Raw genomic sequence first — 15,669 nt, 5'->3', positions numbered from 1 at the left:
GGTCGCGCTGGCGCCGCGTTAGAGAGGACAGGCGTTGCAGGAACTGTTCGAACTGCCGTGCTTGCATGCTGCCTCCGTCAACGGTTCAGGTCGACATTGGACCGCAGGCTTGCAGAAAAGATTCCACACTTGGCGCGAACAGCGCCAATCAATTCGTAGTGCGCCCGATGCCCGCTTTTACGGCGCTGAATCGGCAGATTTCATCGAGCTATACGGCTACCTCTGCTTGATCGCCTGTGCCACGTGAGAAAGATGGACAAGATTTAATAATGCGCGTGGCGTCATTCGATAACATGTCGATGTCAGCTAGGCCTGACAGGGAACATTCGGTTCTCACTCTCCCACGTTCGCCGGTGGACTTGTCTGCCGGCTTTTTTTTTGTTCGAAAAAAAGCCCGCATTGCGCGGGCTTCGCTGGAATCGAAACGGCAGCTTTACTGAGTAATCGGAGCGGCAGGCGCCGGGGTGACGGCAGGCGCCGGAGTGGCGTCCTGTACCGGCGTCGTGCTTGCAGCCGGAGCCGGGGTTTCAACAGGAGCGGGAGCGGTAGCCGCTGCCGCGTCCGGTGCGGCAGGAGCAGCCGACGCCGGCGTCGTGACAGCGGTCTCCTGCTTGTCCTTCATCGTGTCGGTCTTCGCGACATGCTTGGCCTTGCTCTTTGCATGTTTGGCGCTGGTCTTCGCCTCCTTGGCATGCGCCTTGGCCGCCTTCGCATCGTCATGTGCCTCTTTCGCGTTGGCTTGCGCTGCCTGTGCTTCCACATGCACCGGCTTGGTGGCGGCTTTCGATGCCTTCAGGTCGGCATTGTTGACCAGTACGGCCTGCTTGGAGGCCGGGGCCGGTGTCTGGGCAAACGCCGCGGTGGCGAACAGGGCGGAGATCACAGCGGCAATGGTTTTTTTCATGATAAAGATCCTCAGCTGTTTGTTGGTCGATGTGCTCGTAAAACGCAGCCTCTGCCCTAGGTGTTGACCTACTTTACAAACGCTTACGCTGCTGACAGATACTTACATGCTTTGCAACAGCGCCATCGCCAGCCCTGTTCGCCCCCCGCTCAGAACTTGTAGTTCAGCCCGACATTCACGAAACGCCCGACCGCTCCCGCCTGGTGCAGCGCCGGGTTGTAGAAGGTCGACGGCGAGCTGCCGTAGGTCTGGAAGTCCAGCGGCGGCGGGCTGTTGAACAGGTTCAGCACCGAGGCGTGCAGGCTGAGCTTCTGCGACAGGCGGTACTCGCCATAGACGTCGACCGAGGTGAACGCACGGATACGGCAGAATTCCGTATTCGGCGTCGCGAACACGAAGGAGATCGCGTCCGCGCAGGTGGCGGCATTGGTCGACGAGGGGTCGGTCACGGAGAAGCTGCTGACCCAGTTCACCGTGGTCGACACGGTCAGCGGGCCCTTGTCCCAGCCGATCTTGAGCTGGGCCCGGTCGCGCGGGTTGCCGGTATCGCCGGAGGTGGCCGACGGGCCGTGGGTGCCGGCCAGCTGGATCGCCTCGGCGCCGGTGGTACCCTGCTTGTACGAGATCATGTGGGTCGCGGTCAGCTGGGCGCTGAGTTTGCCGCCCGCCAGCGGCCAGTTCATGCGCGCGTCGAGGTCGATGCCGTTGGTCATCGTGTACAGCGCATTCTCGTAGGGATACGGTGCGAACAGCGCATTGCCGACCGGCGGCGTGACGGTCGAGAGGCTGCCGTCCGGGTTCACGAAGGGCTGGGCGATCGGCACGCCGCGCACCAGGAAGGGCGTCGCGTCGTAGGCCGGGTCGTTGATCGCACTGATGATCTGGTTGTCGATGCGGATGTGGTAGTAGTCCAGCGACACATTCAGGTTGCGGACCGGCTCCAGGATCAGGCCGAAGGTATAGGACTTCGATTTTTCCGATTTCAGGTTCTTGCCCGGGGTCTGGACGCCCGCGATCGACACATTGCATTGCTGCGGGAAGTTGCCGGGCGTCGTGGTGGGATCGGCGCCCGTGTTCGCGCACAGGACCGGATCCGGCTGGGTATTCGCGAAGAAATAGTTGCCGGTGTTGCCGATCTCGGCCGGATTCGGCGCACGGAAGCCCTCGGTATAGGTGCCGCGCAACGTCACCTGGCTGAGCGGCGACCATTTGAAGCCCGCCTTGGGCGTGACGGCCTTGTCGATGCCCATCACCTTGTCGTAGCGCACCGAGGCATCGAGCTCGAGGTTCTTCAGGATCGGCGCCACGATCTCGCCATAGCCGGCGGCAATGTTCTGGGTGCCGATGGCCCAGGCGTTATTGCCGATCTGGGTGCCGTTGGCAACGGTGGGCGGCGCCTGGGCGTCGAGGGCGCGGTGCGTATATTCGAGGCCCAGGTTCAGGGCCAGCGCGCCGCCCTTCAGCGTCATCAGCTCGTGGCCGGCGGACACGCGCACGAACTGCAGCTTGCTGGTGGCCTTCGCATGCTGCATCGGGGCGATGAAGTCGCGCTGGGCCTGAGTATTGCCGCTGGCGGCGTCCCCGATCAGGTAGGGATGGACAGGATCGTTGAAGGCCGCTTGCAGGTTGGTGATGTTGAAGCCGTTGTTGATGTCCTGCCGGACCTTGCTCTCGCTGGCGCCGAGCGCGGCCGTCAGATCCCAGCCGGCAAGGCTGCCGGCCAGGTCGGCGCCCAGGCGCCAGGTATCGGACTTCACGCCGGCGCGGCTGCCGCCCAGTTCGGGAAAGTTGTATTGCAGGACCTGGGGCCGCCCGGTCGTGTTGCCGGGATAGGTGGCGGGTACCGTGATCAGGACCGGCGCGCCCGGCGGCGTTGCCTCCGGAGGAATGCCCGGCCCATAGGCCAGCGCCGACAGTCCGGCCAGCCCGAGCGTGCTTGCATAGCGGTTCACCTGCTCCGCCTCCGAGCGGAAATACGAGCCCTTCAGGTTCACTTGCCAGTCGCTGCCCAGTTTCTGGACATAGGAACCGAGCAGGTTGATGTTCTTGGTGCTCGGTTGCAGCTGCAGGCCGCGGTCGCGGTAGGCGCACTGGCCGGCATTGAACTGGGCGCTGGTGCAGCCCGGCAGGTTGGTGACGGCGCCGGTGTCCGGATCGATCAGGTAGCCGGTAATGCTGGCCGGCTGGAAGCCATTGGCGGCGGTCGGCACGCCGCGGGTCAGGTTCTTGCCGCCGAAGGCCGTCCAGTCGGTATTCGTGAACGCCCGGTTGCGGTTGCTCGCCAGGATCTCGTTCTGGTGGCGGTATTCGAGCGCGATGTACGCGCTGTGGCCGTCGCGGTCGAGATCGCCCCAGCCGTGGATGCCCGAGGCGTGGGCGGTGACGCCGTCGCCGCGCCAGGCCTGGCCGGCCTCGGCGGTCAGCTCGCTGCCCGAGTATTGCTTCTTCAGGATCACGTTGACCACGCCGGCCACCGCATCCGAACCGTAGATCGAGGAAGCGCCGTCCTTCAGCACCTCGATGCGATCGATCGCCTCCATCGGGATCTGGCTGATGTCGACGAAGCTGCGCTGGCCGTCGTCCGACAGCGCATAGGGCGCCATGCGCTGGCCGTCGATCAGCACCAGGGTCGCGCCGACCGTCAGGCCGCGCAGGGAGATGCCGGAGGCGCCGGCCGCGAAGGCGCCGCTGAAAGATTGCGACAGCGTGCCCTGGCCGTTGGCGGTGATGTTGCGCAGCACCTCGGAAACGGAGGTGTAGCCAGTCTGCTTGAGCTCCTTGGCGCTGATGATCTGGACCGGGCTGGGCGTTTCGACGTCGGTGCGGCGGATGCGCGAGCCCGTCACCTCCACGCGCTGAACCTGCTGGTTGGCGGCCGGCGTTTTGGTCGTGTCGGTCGTGGTCGAGGTGGTGGAATCCTGGGCGATGGCAGCCAGCGGAATGGCCGCCAGGCTGGCCAGGGCAAAACGAACCGCAAGGGTAAGCGGCTTTTGCAGGAAAGCCGAATGCGATGTAGCCATGAGAATAGGTCTCCGTGATAGGAATTCGTCGAGTACCTGGCTAGCGGCCTTCTTCTTTTTCCCCGGCAGTCAGGCCGATCCATCAAAGCACCGGCGTATTTTGGTGTCAATTGAACGCGAATCAGTTACATCTTTGTGTGGCATTTTTGGTCACAAATTGCACCTTGTCTCTCGTTCCCCCATCGGTGGGGCTGCACGGCGTTGGGCGTGCTCACTAGACTTTCGCCTTCCCTTTGTGCAGCCGACCGGATCCGCCATGACCATCCTGATCAAGCTCCTGATTGCCGCCTTCCTCGCCTTCGGCGCCGCCTCGCCCGCCCCCGCCGCGCAAGCCACCGCGCCCAGGCAGGCAAGCCCGCAACCCGCCGGCAGCGCCGACGCAGCCTCGAACCGGGCGGTGTACAAGGCAATGCTGGACGAGACCCGGAAGATCAACGAGATCTGCGCGCGCGACCATTTCGGCAAGGCCTGCATCGCGGCGCAGGAAGAATTCCAGCGCAAGTTCCTGAAGCAGGTGCCCAAGTTCGACGCCGCCACCATGGCCATCGGCGCCGGCGGGCCGGCAAAACAGGCAAAGTAGGCCCGCACGGCCGGCCATCCGGGCCCTGGCTGCAAAAAATGAAATAATGGCGGCATTGCCATTTCAATCAAGCTGCACAATGCCCGCTACCGCATGCTTCACCGGAGTGCCACGATGACCACGACCATGCAAACCATCGGCCTGGTCCTGTTCGTCGTGGCCCTGCTGCACACCTTCTCCACCCACATGTTCGAAGTGCTGGCGCACCGCCATCCGCGCCATGCCGGGCTGTTCCACCTGCTGGGCGAAGTCGAGGTCGTGTTCGGCTTCTGGGCCTTCGTGCTGATGGGTTTCATGGCCCTGGTCGAGGGCCGCACGGCGGCGGTCGACTATGCCGAGTCGCGCCACTACAGCGAGCCGCTGTTCGTGTTCGTCGTGATGGTGGTGGCCGCCTCGCGTCCCGTGCTGGAAGCGGCGCGCGCTTTGCTGCGCATCCTCGCGGGTTTAATCTCTTCCTTGGCGCCGGTGCGCAAAGAGGTGGCCCAGGCCTGGCTGGCCCTGGCCCTGGTGCCGCTGTGCGGCTCCCTGATCACCGAGCCGGCCGCGATGACCCTGGCCGCCCTGATGCTGGCCCCGGCCGTGTTCCGCCAGGGCATGCCCGAATGGCTCAAGTACGGCGCGCTGGGCGTGCTGTTCGTGAACGTCTCGATCGGCGGCACCCTGACCTCGTACGCGGCGCCGCCGGTGCTGATGGTGGCCGGCACCTGGGGCTGGGACAGCGCCTGGATGCTGACCCACATCGGCTGGCGCGCCCTGGTCGCGGTGGTGTTCAACGCCACCGTCATCACCTTCCTGCTGCGGTCCCACCTGCGCCAGCTCGATACCTCCGTCGACGGCGAAACGGCGCCGGTACCGCCGCTGGTCTCGCTGATCCACCTGGCCTTCCTGGCCGCGGTGGTGCTGCTGGCCCACCATCCGGTGCTGTTCATGGGCCTGTTCCTGCTCTTCCTCGGTTTTACCCAGGCCTATAACCGCTACCAGTCGCCGCTGATCCTGAAGGAAGGCTTGCTGGTCGGTTTTTTCCTGGCGGGCCTGGTAGTGCTGGGCGGCATGCAGCAGTGGTGGCTGCAGCCGGCCGTCGCCAGCCTCGGCCCGACCGCCCTGTTCTTCGGCGCCCTGGGCCTGACGGCCGTCACCGACAACGCCGCCCTGACCTACCTCGGCTCGCTGATCACCGGCCTGTCCGATCACGAAAAATACATGCTGGTGGCCGGCGCGGTGGGCGGCGGCGGCCTGACGGTGATCGCCAACGCCCCGAATCCGGCCGGCGCCGCCCTGCTGCGCCACGGCTTCGCCGACGAGTCGATCGGCGCGGTCTGGCTGTTCCTGGGCGCCCTCGGTCCCACCTGTGCGGCGGCCATCATGTTCTTGTTGTAACGTAAAGCTTCGGACAACAAGGAAAAGCGATGGACAACGATCTGATGGTCAGCAAGACGGGCACCATCGAGCGCTGCATCAAGCGTGCCCGCGACGAGTACGAGAAGGACCCGACGACCTTTGTCGGCGACATCACGCGCCAGGACGCCGCCACGCTGAACGTGATCCGCGCCTGGGAAGCGGCGGTGGAGATGGGCGACTACGTGCTCGCCCATTACGGCCTCGGCACGCCGCGGGACGAACGCGAAGTGATCTCGCTGCTGGAACAAGGGGGCTGGATCGATCCCGCCCTGGGCGAGGACCTGAAGCGCACCGGCGAATTCTGCCGCGCCGAATGGGACTACCAGGCGGCACCGCTGCCGGCCCTGGTCACCATCATCAAGCGCGGACTCGACGATTTCGACGCCTATGCGAGCGCCCTGCTCGGCAGGGCCGCCGGCACGCCGGAACCCGCCGCGCCGCCGCCAACCACGGGCAATTCCGCCCTCTGACTCTGCCGCGCCTGGCCATCCATTTTTTGGCTAACTGGTATCATGCGCGCTTTCATGGACCGGACAACACAAGAACATGAGCCAACCGACCAACCTGCCCTCCTTCTGGAGCCGGCTTTCCCTCGCCTTCGGCGCTTTCTTCAAGACCCTGGGCGACGCCGAATTCGCCGCGCGCGTGCGCGATGACCAGATCGGCCCGATCGCCGCACCGACGCCTGCGCCTGCGCCTGCGCCCGCACCGGCACCGGCCGCCGCACCGCTGCGCGTGGCCACGCCCGACGCCGCCCTGCAACTGCTGTCCCTGCTGCAGCGCGAGGCGCGCCTGATCGACTTCGCCAACGAGAACATCACCGTCTACAGCGACGCCGACATCGGCGCCGCCTCCCGCGTCGTGCACGAAGGCTGCGCCCGCGTGCTGCGCGAGCACTTCACGATCGAACCAGTGCGCAGCGAGCTGGAAGGCGCGCGCGTCACCCTGCAGGAAGGCTTCGACGCCGCCAGCGTGCGCCTGACCGGCAACGTGGTCGGCAAGGCGCCGTTCACCGGTACCCTGAGCCACCGCGGCTGGCGCGCCGCCAAGGTGACTCTGCCGCAACTGGCCGACAAGCACGACGCCAGCATCATCGCTCCGGCGGAGGTGGAACTGTGAGCGCCAACATGGAAACCGCGCGCTATGCCATCGGCATCGACCTCGGCACCACCCACAGCGCCCTGTCCTGGGTCGACCTGCAGGCCAGCGACGGCGAAAAGGCCGACCAGGGCGTGCTGCCGATCCCGCAGCTGAGCGGTCCCGGCACCGTCGAGGCGCTGCCGCTGCTGCCCTCCTTCATGTACCTGCCGCACCCGGACGAACTGGCGCCGGGCGAGCTGGCCCTGCCCTGGACCGATGGCCAGGCCGCGCCCGCTTCTTTATCCATCATCGGCGAAATGGCCCGTAGTCGCGGCGCCGGCACCCCGATCCGCCTGGTCTCCTCGGCCAAGAGCTGGCTGAGCCACCCGGGCGTGGACCGCCGCGCCGCCATCCTGCCGACGGATGCCCCGGAAGAAGTCGGGCGCGTGTCGCCGCTGGCGGCCTCGACCCGCTACCTGGAACACATCCGCAATGCCTGGAATGCCGCGCATCCGGAAGCGCCCTTCGACCAGCAGGCCGTCACCGTGACGATCCCGGCCTCCTTCGATCCCGGCGCGCGCGAGCTGACCGCGGAAGCCGCGCGCCATGCCGGCTACGGCAGCCCGACCCTGCTGGAAGAGCCGCAGGCGGCCCTGTACAGCTGGATCGAAGGCAGCGGCGGACGCTGGCGCAAGCAGGTGAAAGCCGGCGACATCGTGCTGGTGGTCGACGTCGGCGGCGGCACCAGCGACTTCTCGCTGATCGCCATCCTCGAGCGCGACGGCAACCTGGAGCCGCACCGCGTCGCGGTCGGCGACCACATCCTGCTGGGCGGCGACAATATGGACCTCGCGCTGGCGCACCTGGTGGCGCGCAAGCTGCAGGCGAACGGCACCCAGCTCGACGCCTGGCAGATGCGCGCCCTCACCTACGCCTGCCGCGGCGCCAAGGAACATTTGCTGGCCGATGCGAATGCCACCACCTGGCCGATCGTGGTGCCGAGCCGCGGTTCGAAGCTGATCGGCGGTTCGATCCGCACCGAACTCACGCGCGACGAAGTCACCACCTTCATCACCGACGGCTTCTTCCCGAAGGTCGAAGCATCAAGCAGACCGGCCACCCGCGCCCGCGCCGGCCTGACCCAGATCGGCCTGCCGTATGCGCAGGACGCCGCGGTGACCCGCCACCTGGCCGCCTTCCTGGCCCGCCAGGCCGGCGCCACCGCGGAGCTGGAAGGCTTCAACGGACAGGTCAACCCGGAACATAGCTTCCTGCACCCGACCGCGGTGCTGTTCAATGGCGGCGTGTTCAAGTCCGAGATCCTGTCCCAGCGCGTGATGGACACCATCAACGACTGGCTGTACATGGAAGGCGCGGAACCGGCGCGCATGCTGGAAGGCGCCGACCTCGACCTGGCGGTCGCCCGCGGCGCGGCCTACTACGGCTACGCGCGGCGCGGCGGCGGCGTGCGCATCCGCGGCGGCACGGCCCGTTCCTACTACGTGGGCGTGGAATCCTCGATGCCGGCCATCCCCGGCATGGAGCCGCCGATCACGGCCCTGTGCGTGGCGCCCTTCGGCATGGAAGAAGGCAGCGAGCTGGAACTGCCGGGCCAGGAGTTCGGCCTGGTGGTGGGCGAGCCGGTGCACTTCCGCTTCTTCGGTTCGACGGTGCGCCGCCAGGACCGTATCGGCGAAGTGCTCGAGTTCTGGGGTCCGGACGAGCTGCAGGAGCTGAACGAGATCCAGGCCGAGCTGCCGGCGGAAGGCCGTACGCCGGGCGACGTCGCCCAGGTCAAGCTGCACGCGCTCGCTACCGAGGCCGGCACGCTGGAGTTGATCGCGGTGTCGCGCGAAGGCCAGCGCTGGAAGGTCGAGTTCGACGTCCGCGCCACCGAGCAGCAGTAAAAGGTGAGTGTGAACGGCGCCGTGGGCACATCGGCGGCAGCGCCGGCCTGGCTGGTCGGCATCGACCTGGGGACCACCAATACGGTGCTGGCCTATGCGGCACCTGGAACGCAGCAGGTCGACACCTTTGCCATCGACCAGTTGGTGGCGCCGGGCGAAGTCGCCGCGGCGCCGCTGCTGGCATCAAGCCGCTACCACCCGGCCGCGGGCGAACTGCCGGCCGGCGCCCTGCAACTGCCCTGGCAGGCCGCCGACCCGGCCGGGGTGCCGGATGCCGTGGTCGGCCGGCTTGCCCGCCTGCTGGGCGCCCACACTCCTGGTCGGTTAGTTGCATCTGCGAAGAGCTGGCTGTCCCACCAAGGCGTCGATCGCACCGCGCCCATCCTGCCCTGGGGCGCGCCGGACGAAGTGCCCAAGGTCTCCCCTTTGGCGGCCAGTGCCGGCTACCTCGCCTACCTGCGCGCGGCCTGGAATACACGCCATCCCCGGCAGCCGCTGGAAAACCAGGACCTGGTCCTGACCGTACCCGCCTCCTTCGACGAGGGCGCGCGCGCGCTCACGCTGGAAGCGGCGCGCCTGGCCGGCCTGCCCTCCTTGCGCCTGCTGGAAGAGCCGCAGGCCGCCCTGTACGACTGGCTGCACCGCCACCGCGATACCCTGGCCGCCGAACTGGCGGACACGCGCCTGGTGCTGGTGGCCGACGTCGGCGGCGGCACCACCGACTTCAGCCTGGTCAAGGTGGCGCTGGAGGATGGAACGCCCAGGCTGACCCGTATCGGCGTCGGCAACCACCTGATCCTGGGCGGGGACAATATGGACCTCGCCCTCGCCCACCTGATCGAATCGAGGCTGGCGGCGCAGGATGGCCAGCAAGGCCAGCCTGCACGCCTGTCCGCCGCCCGCCTGGCCCAGCTGACCGAACGCTGCCGCGCGGCCAAGGAACAGTTGCTGGCCCCCGATGCGCCGGACCAGGTGAGCGTGACCCTGCTGGGCGCCGGCGCCCGCCTGATCGGCGCCAGCCGCAGCGCCCCGCTCACGCGCGAGGACGTCGAGCGCATCGTGCTGGACGGCTTCTTCCCGCTCAACGAGGCGCGGGAAGGCGCGCACCGGGCACGCGCCGGCATCGTCGAATTCGGCCTGCCCTATGCCAGCGATGCGGCCATCACGCGCCACCTGGCCGACTTCCTGCGCCAGCACGCCAGGGCAGCGCGCGAAGCCCTCGGCATCGGCGACGACGGCAGCCTGCCGGTCCGGGACATGCCGGTCCCGGACACGCTGCTGCTGAACGGCGGCGTATTCCGCGGCGCCGCACTCGCACGGCGGCTGGCCGACACCCTGTCCACCTGGCGCGGCGCCGGCATCCGCGTGCTGCACAACGCCGACCCCGACGTCGCCGTGGCGCGCGGCGCGGTCGCCTATTCGCTGGCGCGCCAGGGCCTGGCCCCGGGCATCGAAAGCGGTTCGGCGCGCAGCTACTTCCTGCTGCTGGAAGACTTGCAAACCCGTGCCCAGGCCGGCGGCGCATTGAAAGCCGTCTGCCTGCTGCCGCGCGGCGAAAAGCCCGGCGTCGAAGTGCGCCTGCTCGATCGCAGCTTCGGCCTGCGCCTGGGACGGCCGGTGCGCTTCCACCTGGTGTCGGCGATCGCCGATCCGCAAGGCAGCCGGCCGCAGCCGGGCGAGCTGCTCGAACTGGATCCGCTCGAGGTCGTGCGCCTGCCGGCCATCGCCACCGTGCTGCGCGCAAGGGACGCGGGCGCGAAGACTGAGATGCCGGTCCAGCTGGCGGCTTCGCTGTCGGAGGTCGGCACGCTGGAAGTGCATTGCGTCGCCGAAGATGGCAGCGGCCAGCGCTGGAAGCTCGAGTTCCAGCTGCGCGGGCAGGAAGACGAGGCCCGCGACGACAGCGCGGACGGCGACCTGCCGCCGCGACTCGATGAAGCCATCCAGCGCATCGACCGCATCTTCGGCGCCCGCAACCAGCAGGTCGAGAGCCGCGAAGTACGCCAGCTGCGCGGCAGCCTCGAACACCTGCTGGGCGGCCGCGAACGCTGGGAGACGCCGCTGCTGCGCCGCCTGTTCGACGCCCTGATGGAGCGCGCGAAGGGCCGGCGCAGATCAAGCGAACACGAACGGGTCTGGCTCAACCTGGCCGGCTGGTGCCTGCGTCCCGGCTTCGGCCACCCGCTCGACGAATGGCGCATCGAGCAGCTGTGGGCCCTGTTCGAGACCGGCGTCCAGTATCACAAGGACAGCCAGGTGCGCGCCGAGTGGTGGACCTTGTGGCGCCGCGTCGCCGGCGGACTCTCCCTTGATGCGCAGCTGCGCCTGCTCGACGACTTCGCCTTCAACCTGCAGGCCGAGCCGGCGGACCGCGCCAGGCGCCCCGTCACCCTGGTCGACGGCAGCGAGGACGACATGCTGCGCCTGGGCGCCTCGCTCGAGCGCATCCCCTCCGCCTACAAGGTCGAGATCGGCGACTGGATGCTGGGGAGAATCACGGCGATTCCGCCGGCACCCAAGCCGGATGCGAAAACCGCCGCCACCTATGCGCGCTATCTCTGGGCCCTGGCCAGGGTCGGCGCGCGCCAGTCGTTGCAATCCAGCGCCCACGAAGTCGCGACCATCGAAGCGGCCGAGCGCTGGCTGGAGATCCTGTTGCAGCTCGACTGGAAGCGCATCGAACCGGCCGGCTTCGCCGCCGCCCACATCGCGCGCAAGACCGGCGACCGCTCGCGCGACATTGGCGAGGCCTTGCGCCAGCAGGTACTGCACAAGCTGGCCGCCAGCGGCGCGCCGGCCAGCTGGGCCGCCATGGTGCGCGAGGTCGTGGAACTCGACCAGGCCAGCACCACGCGCATGTTCGGCGATGCGCTGCCGCCGGGCCTGAAGCTGCTGCGCTGAGTCGAACAAATGGCTTCGCACTTCAAGACCGTCGCAGCGACATGCGCGATCGCAGCTACCCTGACCTACTCCTCGCTGGCGGTGCCGGGACGGGTCAGCGCGGTGTGTTCCAATGTCGTCACCCCAAGCTATTGTCCAGTGCTCGCCTATGGCTTTCCGCTGCCCTTCCTCGCGGACAGCCAGGCAGTGTCGCCGGTCGGCTCGGTGGCCCGGGATCCCTTGTCCCTGTTGACCGGCGAGGATGACATCCTGTGGCCACGACTGGGGCTCACGAGCCTGTTCTGGTTGCTGGTGGCGAAGATCGGCAGCCTGGCGTGGCGGCGCCGGCGCGCATAGTCCGGTTCTTCAACCGTGCGCCCTCCCCCACGGTGTAGCATGTTCCGCAACCGAGCATGAGAAAGGATCCACCGTGAACCAGCGCTACCAACCGATCACGCGCCTGGGCCTGGGCGGCACCGGGCTGGGCGACATGTACCACACCACCAGCGACGCGGCAGCCATCGCCACCGTCGATGCCGCCTGGGAAGCCGGCATCCGCTACTTCGACACCGCGCCCCACTACGGCGCCGGCCTGTCCGAGCACCGCTTCGGCCAGGCGCTGCGCAAGCGGCCCCGCCATGAGTACACGCTGTCGACCAAGGTCGGGCGCCTGCTGGCGCCGCACATGCCCGGCGAAATCGAAGCGCCCTTCGTCGGCGCCCTGCCCTTCAAGCGCGTGATCGACTACACGGCCGACGGCGTGCGCCGTGCGGTCGAAGACAGCCTGCAGCGCCTGGCCCTCGGCCACATCGACATCGCCTACGTGCACGACCTTTCGCCCGACATGTTCGGGAAAGAATTCGAGCATTACTACCGGATCGCCGCCGGCAAGGGCGGCGCCTTCGAAGGCATGCTCAAGCTGCGCGAGGAAGGCTCGATCAAGGCCTGGGGCCTGGGCGTGAACACGGTCGATCCCTGCCTGCGCGCGCTGCGCGATTCCGATCCCGACATCTTCCTGCTGGCCGGCCGCTACACGCTGATGGAAACCACGCCGTTGCAAGAGCTGTTCCCGCTGTGCGCCAGGCGCGGCGCCCACGTGGTGCTGGGCGGCCCTTTCAACTCGGGCTTCCTGGCCGGCGGCGAGCATTACGACTACCAGCCGGCCAGGCCGGAGCAGCATGCGCACCGCGAACGCCTGCGCCAGGTGGCCAGCCGCCATCACGTCGACCTGCCGGCGGCCGCGCTGCAGTTCGGCGTCGCCCATCCGGTGGTGGCTGCGACCATCCCCGGCGCCAGCAGCCCGGAGCACCTGCGGCGCAATGCCACGCTCATGCACATCGAGATTCCGGCCGCGTTCTGGGAAGCGCTGCGCGCCGAGGGGCTGGTGCCGCCCGAGGCGCCGCTGCCGCCGCGGAAAGCGAGGACCTAGTATCGAACATCTGCTACCCTCCATGGTATCGACATCCTTGAGGGTACACATGGCAACTGAGCTGAGCTTCGTCGAATACGTTCTCGAAACCGTCAGGCTGGGCAGCCGCATGACGTACCGGAAGATGTTCGGCGAATACGCGCTCTACCTGGACGAGAAAGTCGTCGCCTTCGCCTGCGACAACAGCCTCTTCATCAAGCCTTCGCAGGCTGTGGGCAGGCTGGCGCCAGACCTGCCGCAGGGGCCACCCTACCCGGGCACAAAGGACTATCCGATCGCCGACGAGCTGCTCGACGATCCGGATCTGCTGCGCCGCCTGATCGAGGAAACGGCGGCGCTGATGCCGCTGCCGAAGCCGAAGAAAAAGCCGGCCAGGACGGCGGTCGCCGGCTGAGCGGGTTCCCTTATTTGCGGCTGACGCGCCACAGCTCGTAGCGCTCCTCGCCCGGCTTGACCTGGCCGGCGAAATGCCGGTTCAGGTTGCTGGAGGTGAAGACCAGCCTGCCGTCGGGACCGATCGCCGGCGTGTCCGGCCAGTGCACGCCCTCGTCCGCAGCCAGCAGTTCCATCGATCCGGTGCGCGGATCGTATTCGACGATGCCGTTGCGGCTGACGTCCGTGATGCACAACCGGCCCTCGGCGTCGGTGACGATGCCGTCGGTATTGCCGCCGACCTCGCCCAGGTCGCGTATCGCCCTGGCCAGCGCGGCCTTGCCGGCGCGCGGGTCGCGCAACAGGGCGGTCGGCATGGCGTAGGCATGGGTGCCGGTGGTGACGGTCCAGTACAGGGTCTGCCCGTCCGGCGACAGCGCGATGCCGTTCACTCCCAGCACCAGGGGCTTGCCGGGCCATACCTCTTCGCCATGCGACATCACCTTCACGCCGGGCTGCGGCATCAGGCTGGCATGCCGGTCGAGCAGGCGGCGCGCGCGGCCAGTGCCGAAGTCGACGACGATCAGGCCGGCCTGGTTGGCCGGCGCGCTGCGCAGGCCGCTGTCCGAGACGTAGGCGATCCTGCGCGCTTCATCGACCACGATGTCGTTCAGGAAGCTGCCTTTGCGGTCCGCCACCGCGTCCAGCGTAATGGTCTTGACGAGCTTCCCGGTATATAGCTCGAACACCATGATCTTCTGCCCACCCTTGGGTGCGCTCGCCTCGCCGGCGACGAAGCCCTGGTCGAGCGCCCACAGCCAGCCATTGCGTTTATCGATGTAAAAGCCGAGCACGTTACGCAAGTGACTGTCGGGCGCACCGGATACCGCATTCGCCGCGGCCGAGGGGAAGGCCGTCAGCCGCGCCGGCCCGGTGGCGGCGCCCGTATCCAGGATGCTCAGGGTGGCCGGGCTGTCGGCCGATACCAGGCGCGGCGTGCTGACGAAAGCGCGTCCGTGTGCGTCGAAATGGATGCCGGCGATGGGGGCGCCGACCGAACCGGCGAAGGGAGCGCGGTCGCGGCCGCCCGCGGCGGCGTCCCAGCTCACGCCGGCGTAGCTGCGCCAGCGCTCGAGTGCGGGCCGGTCGGCCGCGCTTGCGGCGCCGGACAGGAACAGGGTGGTGGCCGCGGCATAGGCGGCCAGGAAAAAGCGATGCGCTTTCATGATGGCGACTCCTGCGAATTAGAGGATGGAACGGAAGCTGCCGCCTTCGACGCGCACGGCGGCGCCATTCGTTGCGGCGCCGAGCGGGCTGGCCAGCAGGGCCACCATGGCGGCGACCTCGTCGGCCTCGATCATGCGTGCGATCAGGGAGCTCGGGCGATAGGTATCGAAGAAGTGGGTTTCGATCTCGGCATCGCTCATGCCGGGACGCGGCGCGGTCTGGCGCAGGTACTCGACGATGCCGTCCGAGCGGGTGGCCGCGGGCAGCACGCTGTTCACGGTCACGCCGCTGCCGCGCGTGAGTTCGGCCAGGCCGCGCGACACCGCCAACTGGGCCGACTTGCTGACGCCGTAATGGATCATGTCCGGCGGCGTGAAGGCGCCTACTTCACTCGAGATGAAGATCACCCTGCCCCAATTCTTTTCCAACAGGCGCGGGAAGTAGTGCCGTGCCAGGCGCACGCCCGACATCAGGTTCAGGTCGAGCATGCGCTCCCAGTCCACGTCGCGGATCTCGGCGAAGGGTTTGGCTTCGTAATAGCCGAGGTTGTTGACCAGGATGTCGGTGTCCGGCAGGGCGGCAGTCAATGCCAGCACGCCCTCGGCGGTAGCGAGATCGGCCACCAGGGTCGTGACCGTGGCGCCGGGTGCGGCGGCGCCGATCTGCGCCGCCGCGGCATCGAGCTTGTCCTGGCTGCGTCCGGTTATGCTGACCTTCACCCCTTCCTTCGCCAGCGTGCGGGCAATGGCCAGGCCGATACCGGCGGTCGCTCCCGTCACGAGAGCGGTCTTGCCATTCAATTGCAGATCCATGTGCTTCTCCAATGCTGTGTTCAGGTCCACCACTTTATTCCCACCCGTAGGCGAGATAAA

The 15,669-nt window shown here is 67.7% G+C and carries 14 protein-coding genes; 10 read left to right on the top strand and 4 right to left on the bottom strand.

Annotated elements, in window-relative coordinates; translation table 11 throughout:
• Positions 1 to 34: 34 nt before the first annotated feature.
• On the top strand, positions 35 to 247 hold the full coding sequence (locus tag AB4Z32_RS14115; protein WP_442122480.1) for a hypothetical protein: 213 nt from the start codon (positions 35 to 37) through the stop codon (positions 245 to 247).
• A gap of 186 nt (positions 248 to 433) precedes the next feature.
• On the opposite strand, the gene AB4Z32_RS14110 is transcribed toward AB4Z32_RS14115, so the two are convergent.
• Together AB4Z32_RS14110 and AB4Z32_RS14105 are read right to left on the bottom strand one after the other, a co-directional pair.
• On the bottom strand, positions 434 to 904 hold the full coding sequence (locus AB4Z32_RS14110; protein WP_442122479.1) for a hypothetical protein: 471 nt from the start codon (positions 902 to 904) through the stop codon (positions 434 to 436).
• 149 nt (positions 905 to 1,053) lie between these two features.
• Complete coding sequence (locus tag AB4Z32_RS14105; RefSeq protein ID WP_442122478.1) at positions 1,054 to 3,924, bottom strand: TonB-dependent receptor; 2,871 nt, start codon at positions 3,922 to 3,924, stop codon at positions 1,054 to 1,056.
• 256 nt (positions 3,925 to 4,180) lie between these two features.
• Here AB4Z32_RS14105 and AB4Z32_RS14100 point away from each other — a divergent pair, with 256 nt between their 5' ends.
• The 9 genes from AB4Z32_RS14100 (at position 4,181) to AB4Z32_RS14060 (ending at position 13,592) form a co-directional block, all read left to right on the top strand.
• On the top strand, positions 4,181 to 4,504 hold the full coding sequence (locus tag AB4Z32_RS14100; protein WP_442122477.1) for a hypothetical protein: 324 nt from the start codon (positions 4,181 to 4,183) through the stop codon (positions 4,502 to 4,504).
• A 114-nt stretch (positions 4,505 to 4,618) separates the two neighbouring features.
• Entirely contained in the window at positions 4,619 to 5,881 is a 1,263-nt protein-coding gene (locus AB4Z32_RS14095) for a putative Na+/H+ antiporter (RefSeq protein WP_442122476.1), read from the top strand.
• A 29-nt stretch (positions 5,882 to 5,910) separates the two neighbouring features.
• The gene (gene hepT, locus AB4Z32_RS14090; protein WP_442122475.1) at positions 5,911 to 6,372 is read left to right on the top strand and encodes a type VII toxin-antitoxin system HepT family RNase toxin; all 462 of its coding nucleotides are present in this window, start codon (positions 5,911 to 5,913) and stop codon (positions 6,370 to 6,372) included.
• A gap of 76 nt (positions 6,373 to 6,448) precedes the next feature.
• The gene (locus tag AB4Z32_RS14085; protein ID WP_442122474.1) at positions 6,449 to 7,021 is read left to right on the top strand and encodes a DUF2760 domain-containing protein; all 573 of its coding nucleotides are present in this window, start codon (positions 6,449 to 6,451) and stop codon (positions 7,019 to 7,021) included.
• 8 nt (positions 7,022 to 7,029) lie between these two features.
• Complete coding sequence (locus AB4Z32_RS14080; RefSeq protein ID WP_442122484.1) at positions 7,030 to 8,889, top strand: Hsp70 family protein; 1,860 nt, start codon at positions 7,030 to 7,032, stop codon at positions 8,887 to 8,889.
• A 3-nt stretch (positions 8,890 to 8,892) separates the two neighbouring features.
• Positions 8,893 to 11,790 carry an Hsp70 family protein gene (locus AB4Z32_RS14075; RefSeq protein ID WP_442122473.1) on the top strand — a complete coding sequence of 966 codons (2,898 nt, stop codon included), beginning with the start codon at positions 8,893 to 8,895 and terminating at the stop codon, positions 11,788 to 11,790.
• A gap of 9 nt (positions 11,791 to 11,799) precedes the next feature.
• Positions 11,800 to 12,126 carry a hypothetical protein gene (locus AB4Z32_RS14070; protein ID WP_442122472.1) on the top strand — a complete coding sequence of 109 codons (327 nt, stop codon included), beginning with the start codon at positions 11,800 to 11,802 and terminating at the stop codon, positions 12,124 to 12,126.
• Positions 12,127 to 12,199: 73 nt separating this feature from the next.
• Complete coding sequence (locus AB4Z32_RS14065; RefSeq protein ID WP_442122471.1) at positions 12,200 to 13,198, top strand: aldo/keto reductase; 999 nt, start codon at positions 12,200 to 12,202, stop codon at positions 13,196 to 13,198.
• Positions 13,199 to 13,247: 49 nt separating this feature from the next.
• Positions 13,248 to 13,592, top strand: a complete 345-nt coding sequence (locus AB4Z32_RS14060) for a TfoX/Sxy family protein (protein ID WP_442122470.1) — start codon at positions 13,248 to 13,250, stop codon at positions 13,590 to 13,592.
• Between the two features lie 10 nt (positions 13,593 to 13,602).
• Here the strand turns inward: AB4Z32_RS14060 and AB4Z32_RS14055 are convergent, their stop codons facing one another.
• A complete protein-coding gene (locus AB4Z32_RS14055) occupies positions 13,603 to 14,796 on the bottom strand; it encodes an L-dopachrome tautomerase-related protein (protein ID WP_442122469.1) in 1,194 nt (397 codons plus the stop codon).
• 18 nt (positions 14,797 to 14,814) lie between these two features.
• On the bottom strand, positions 14,815 to 15,609 hold the full coding sequence (locus AB4Z32_RS14050; RefSeq protein WP_442122468.1) for an SDR family NAD(P)-dependent oxidoreductase: 795 nt from the start codon (positions 15,607 to 15,609) through the stop codon (positions 14,815 to 14,817).
• Positions 15,610 to 15,669: the final 60 nt, after the last annotated feature.

This window comes from Massilia sp. 2TAF26 (assembly GCF_052115005.1).
In the GTDB taxonomy this organism is placed as follows: domain Bacteria; phylum Pseudomonadota; class Gammaproteobacteria; order Burkholderiales; family Burkholderiaceae_D; genus Telluria.
Note: the sequence above shows the minus strand (reverse complement) of the source record. Positions and strands in the feature narration are given on the sequence as shown.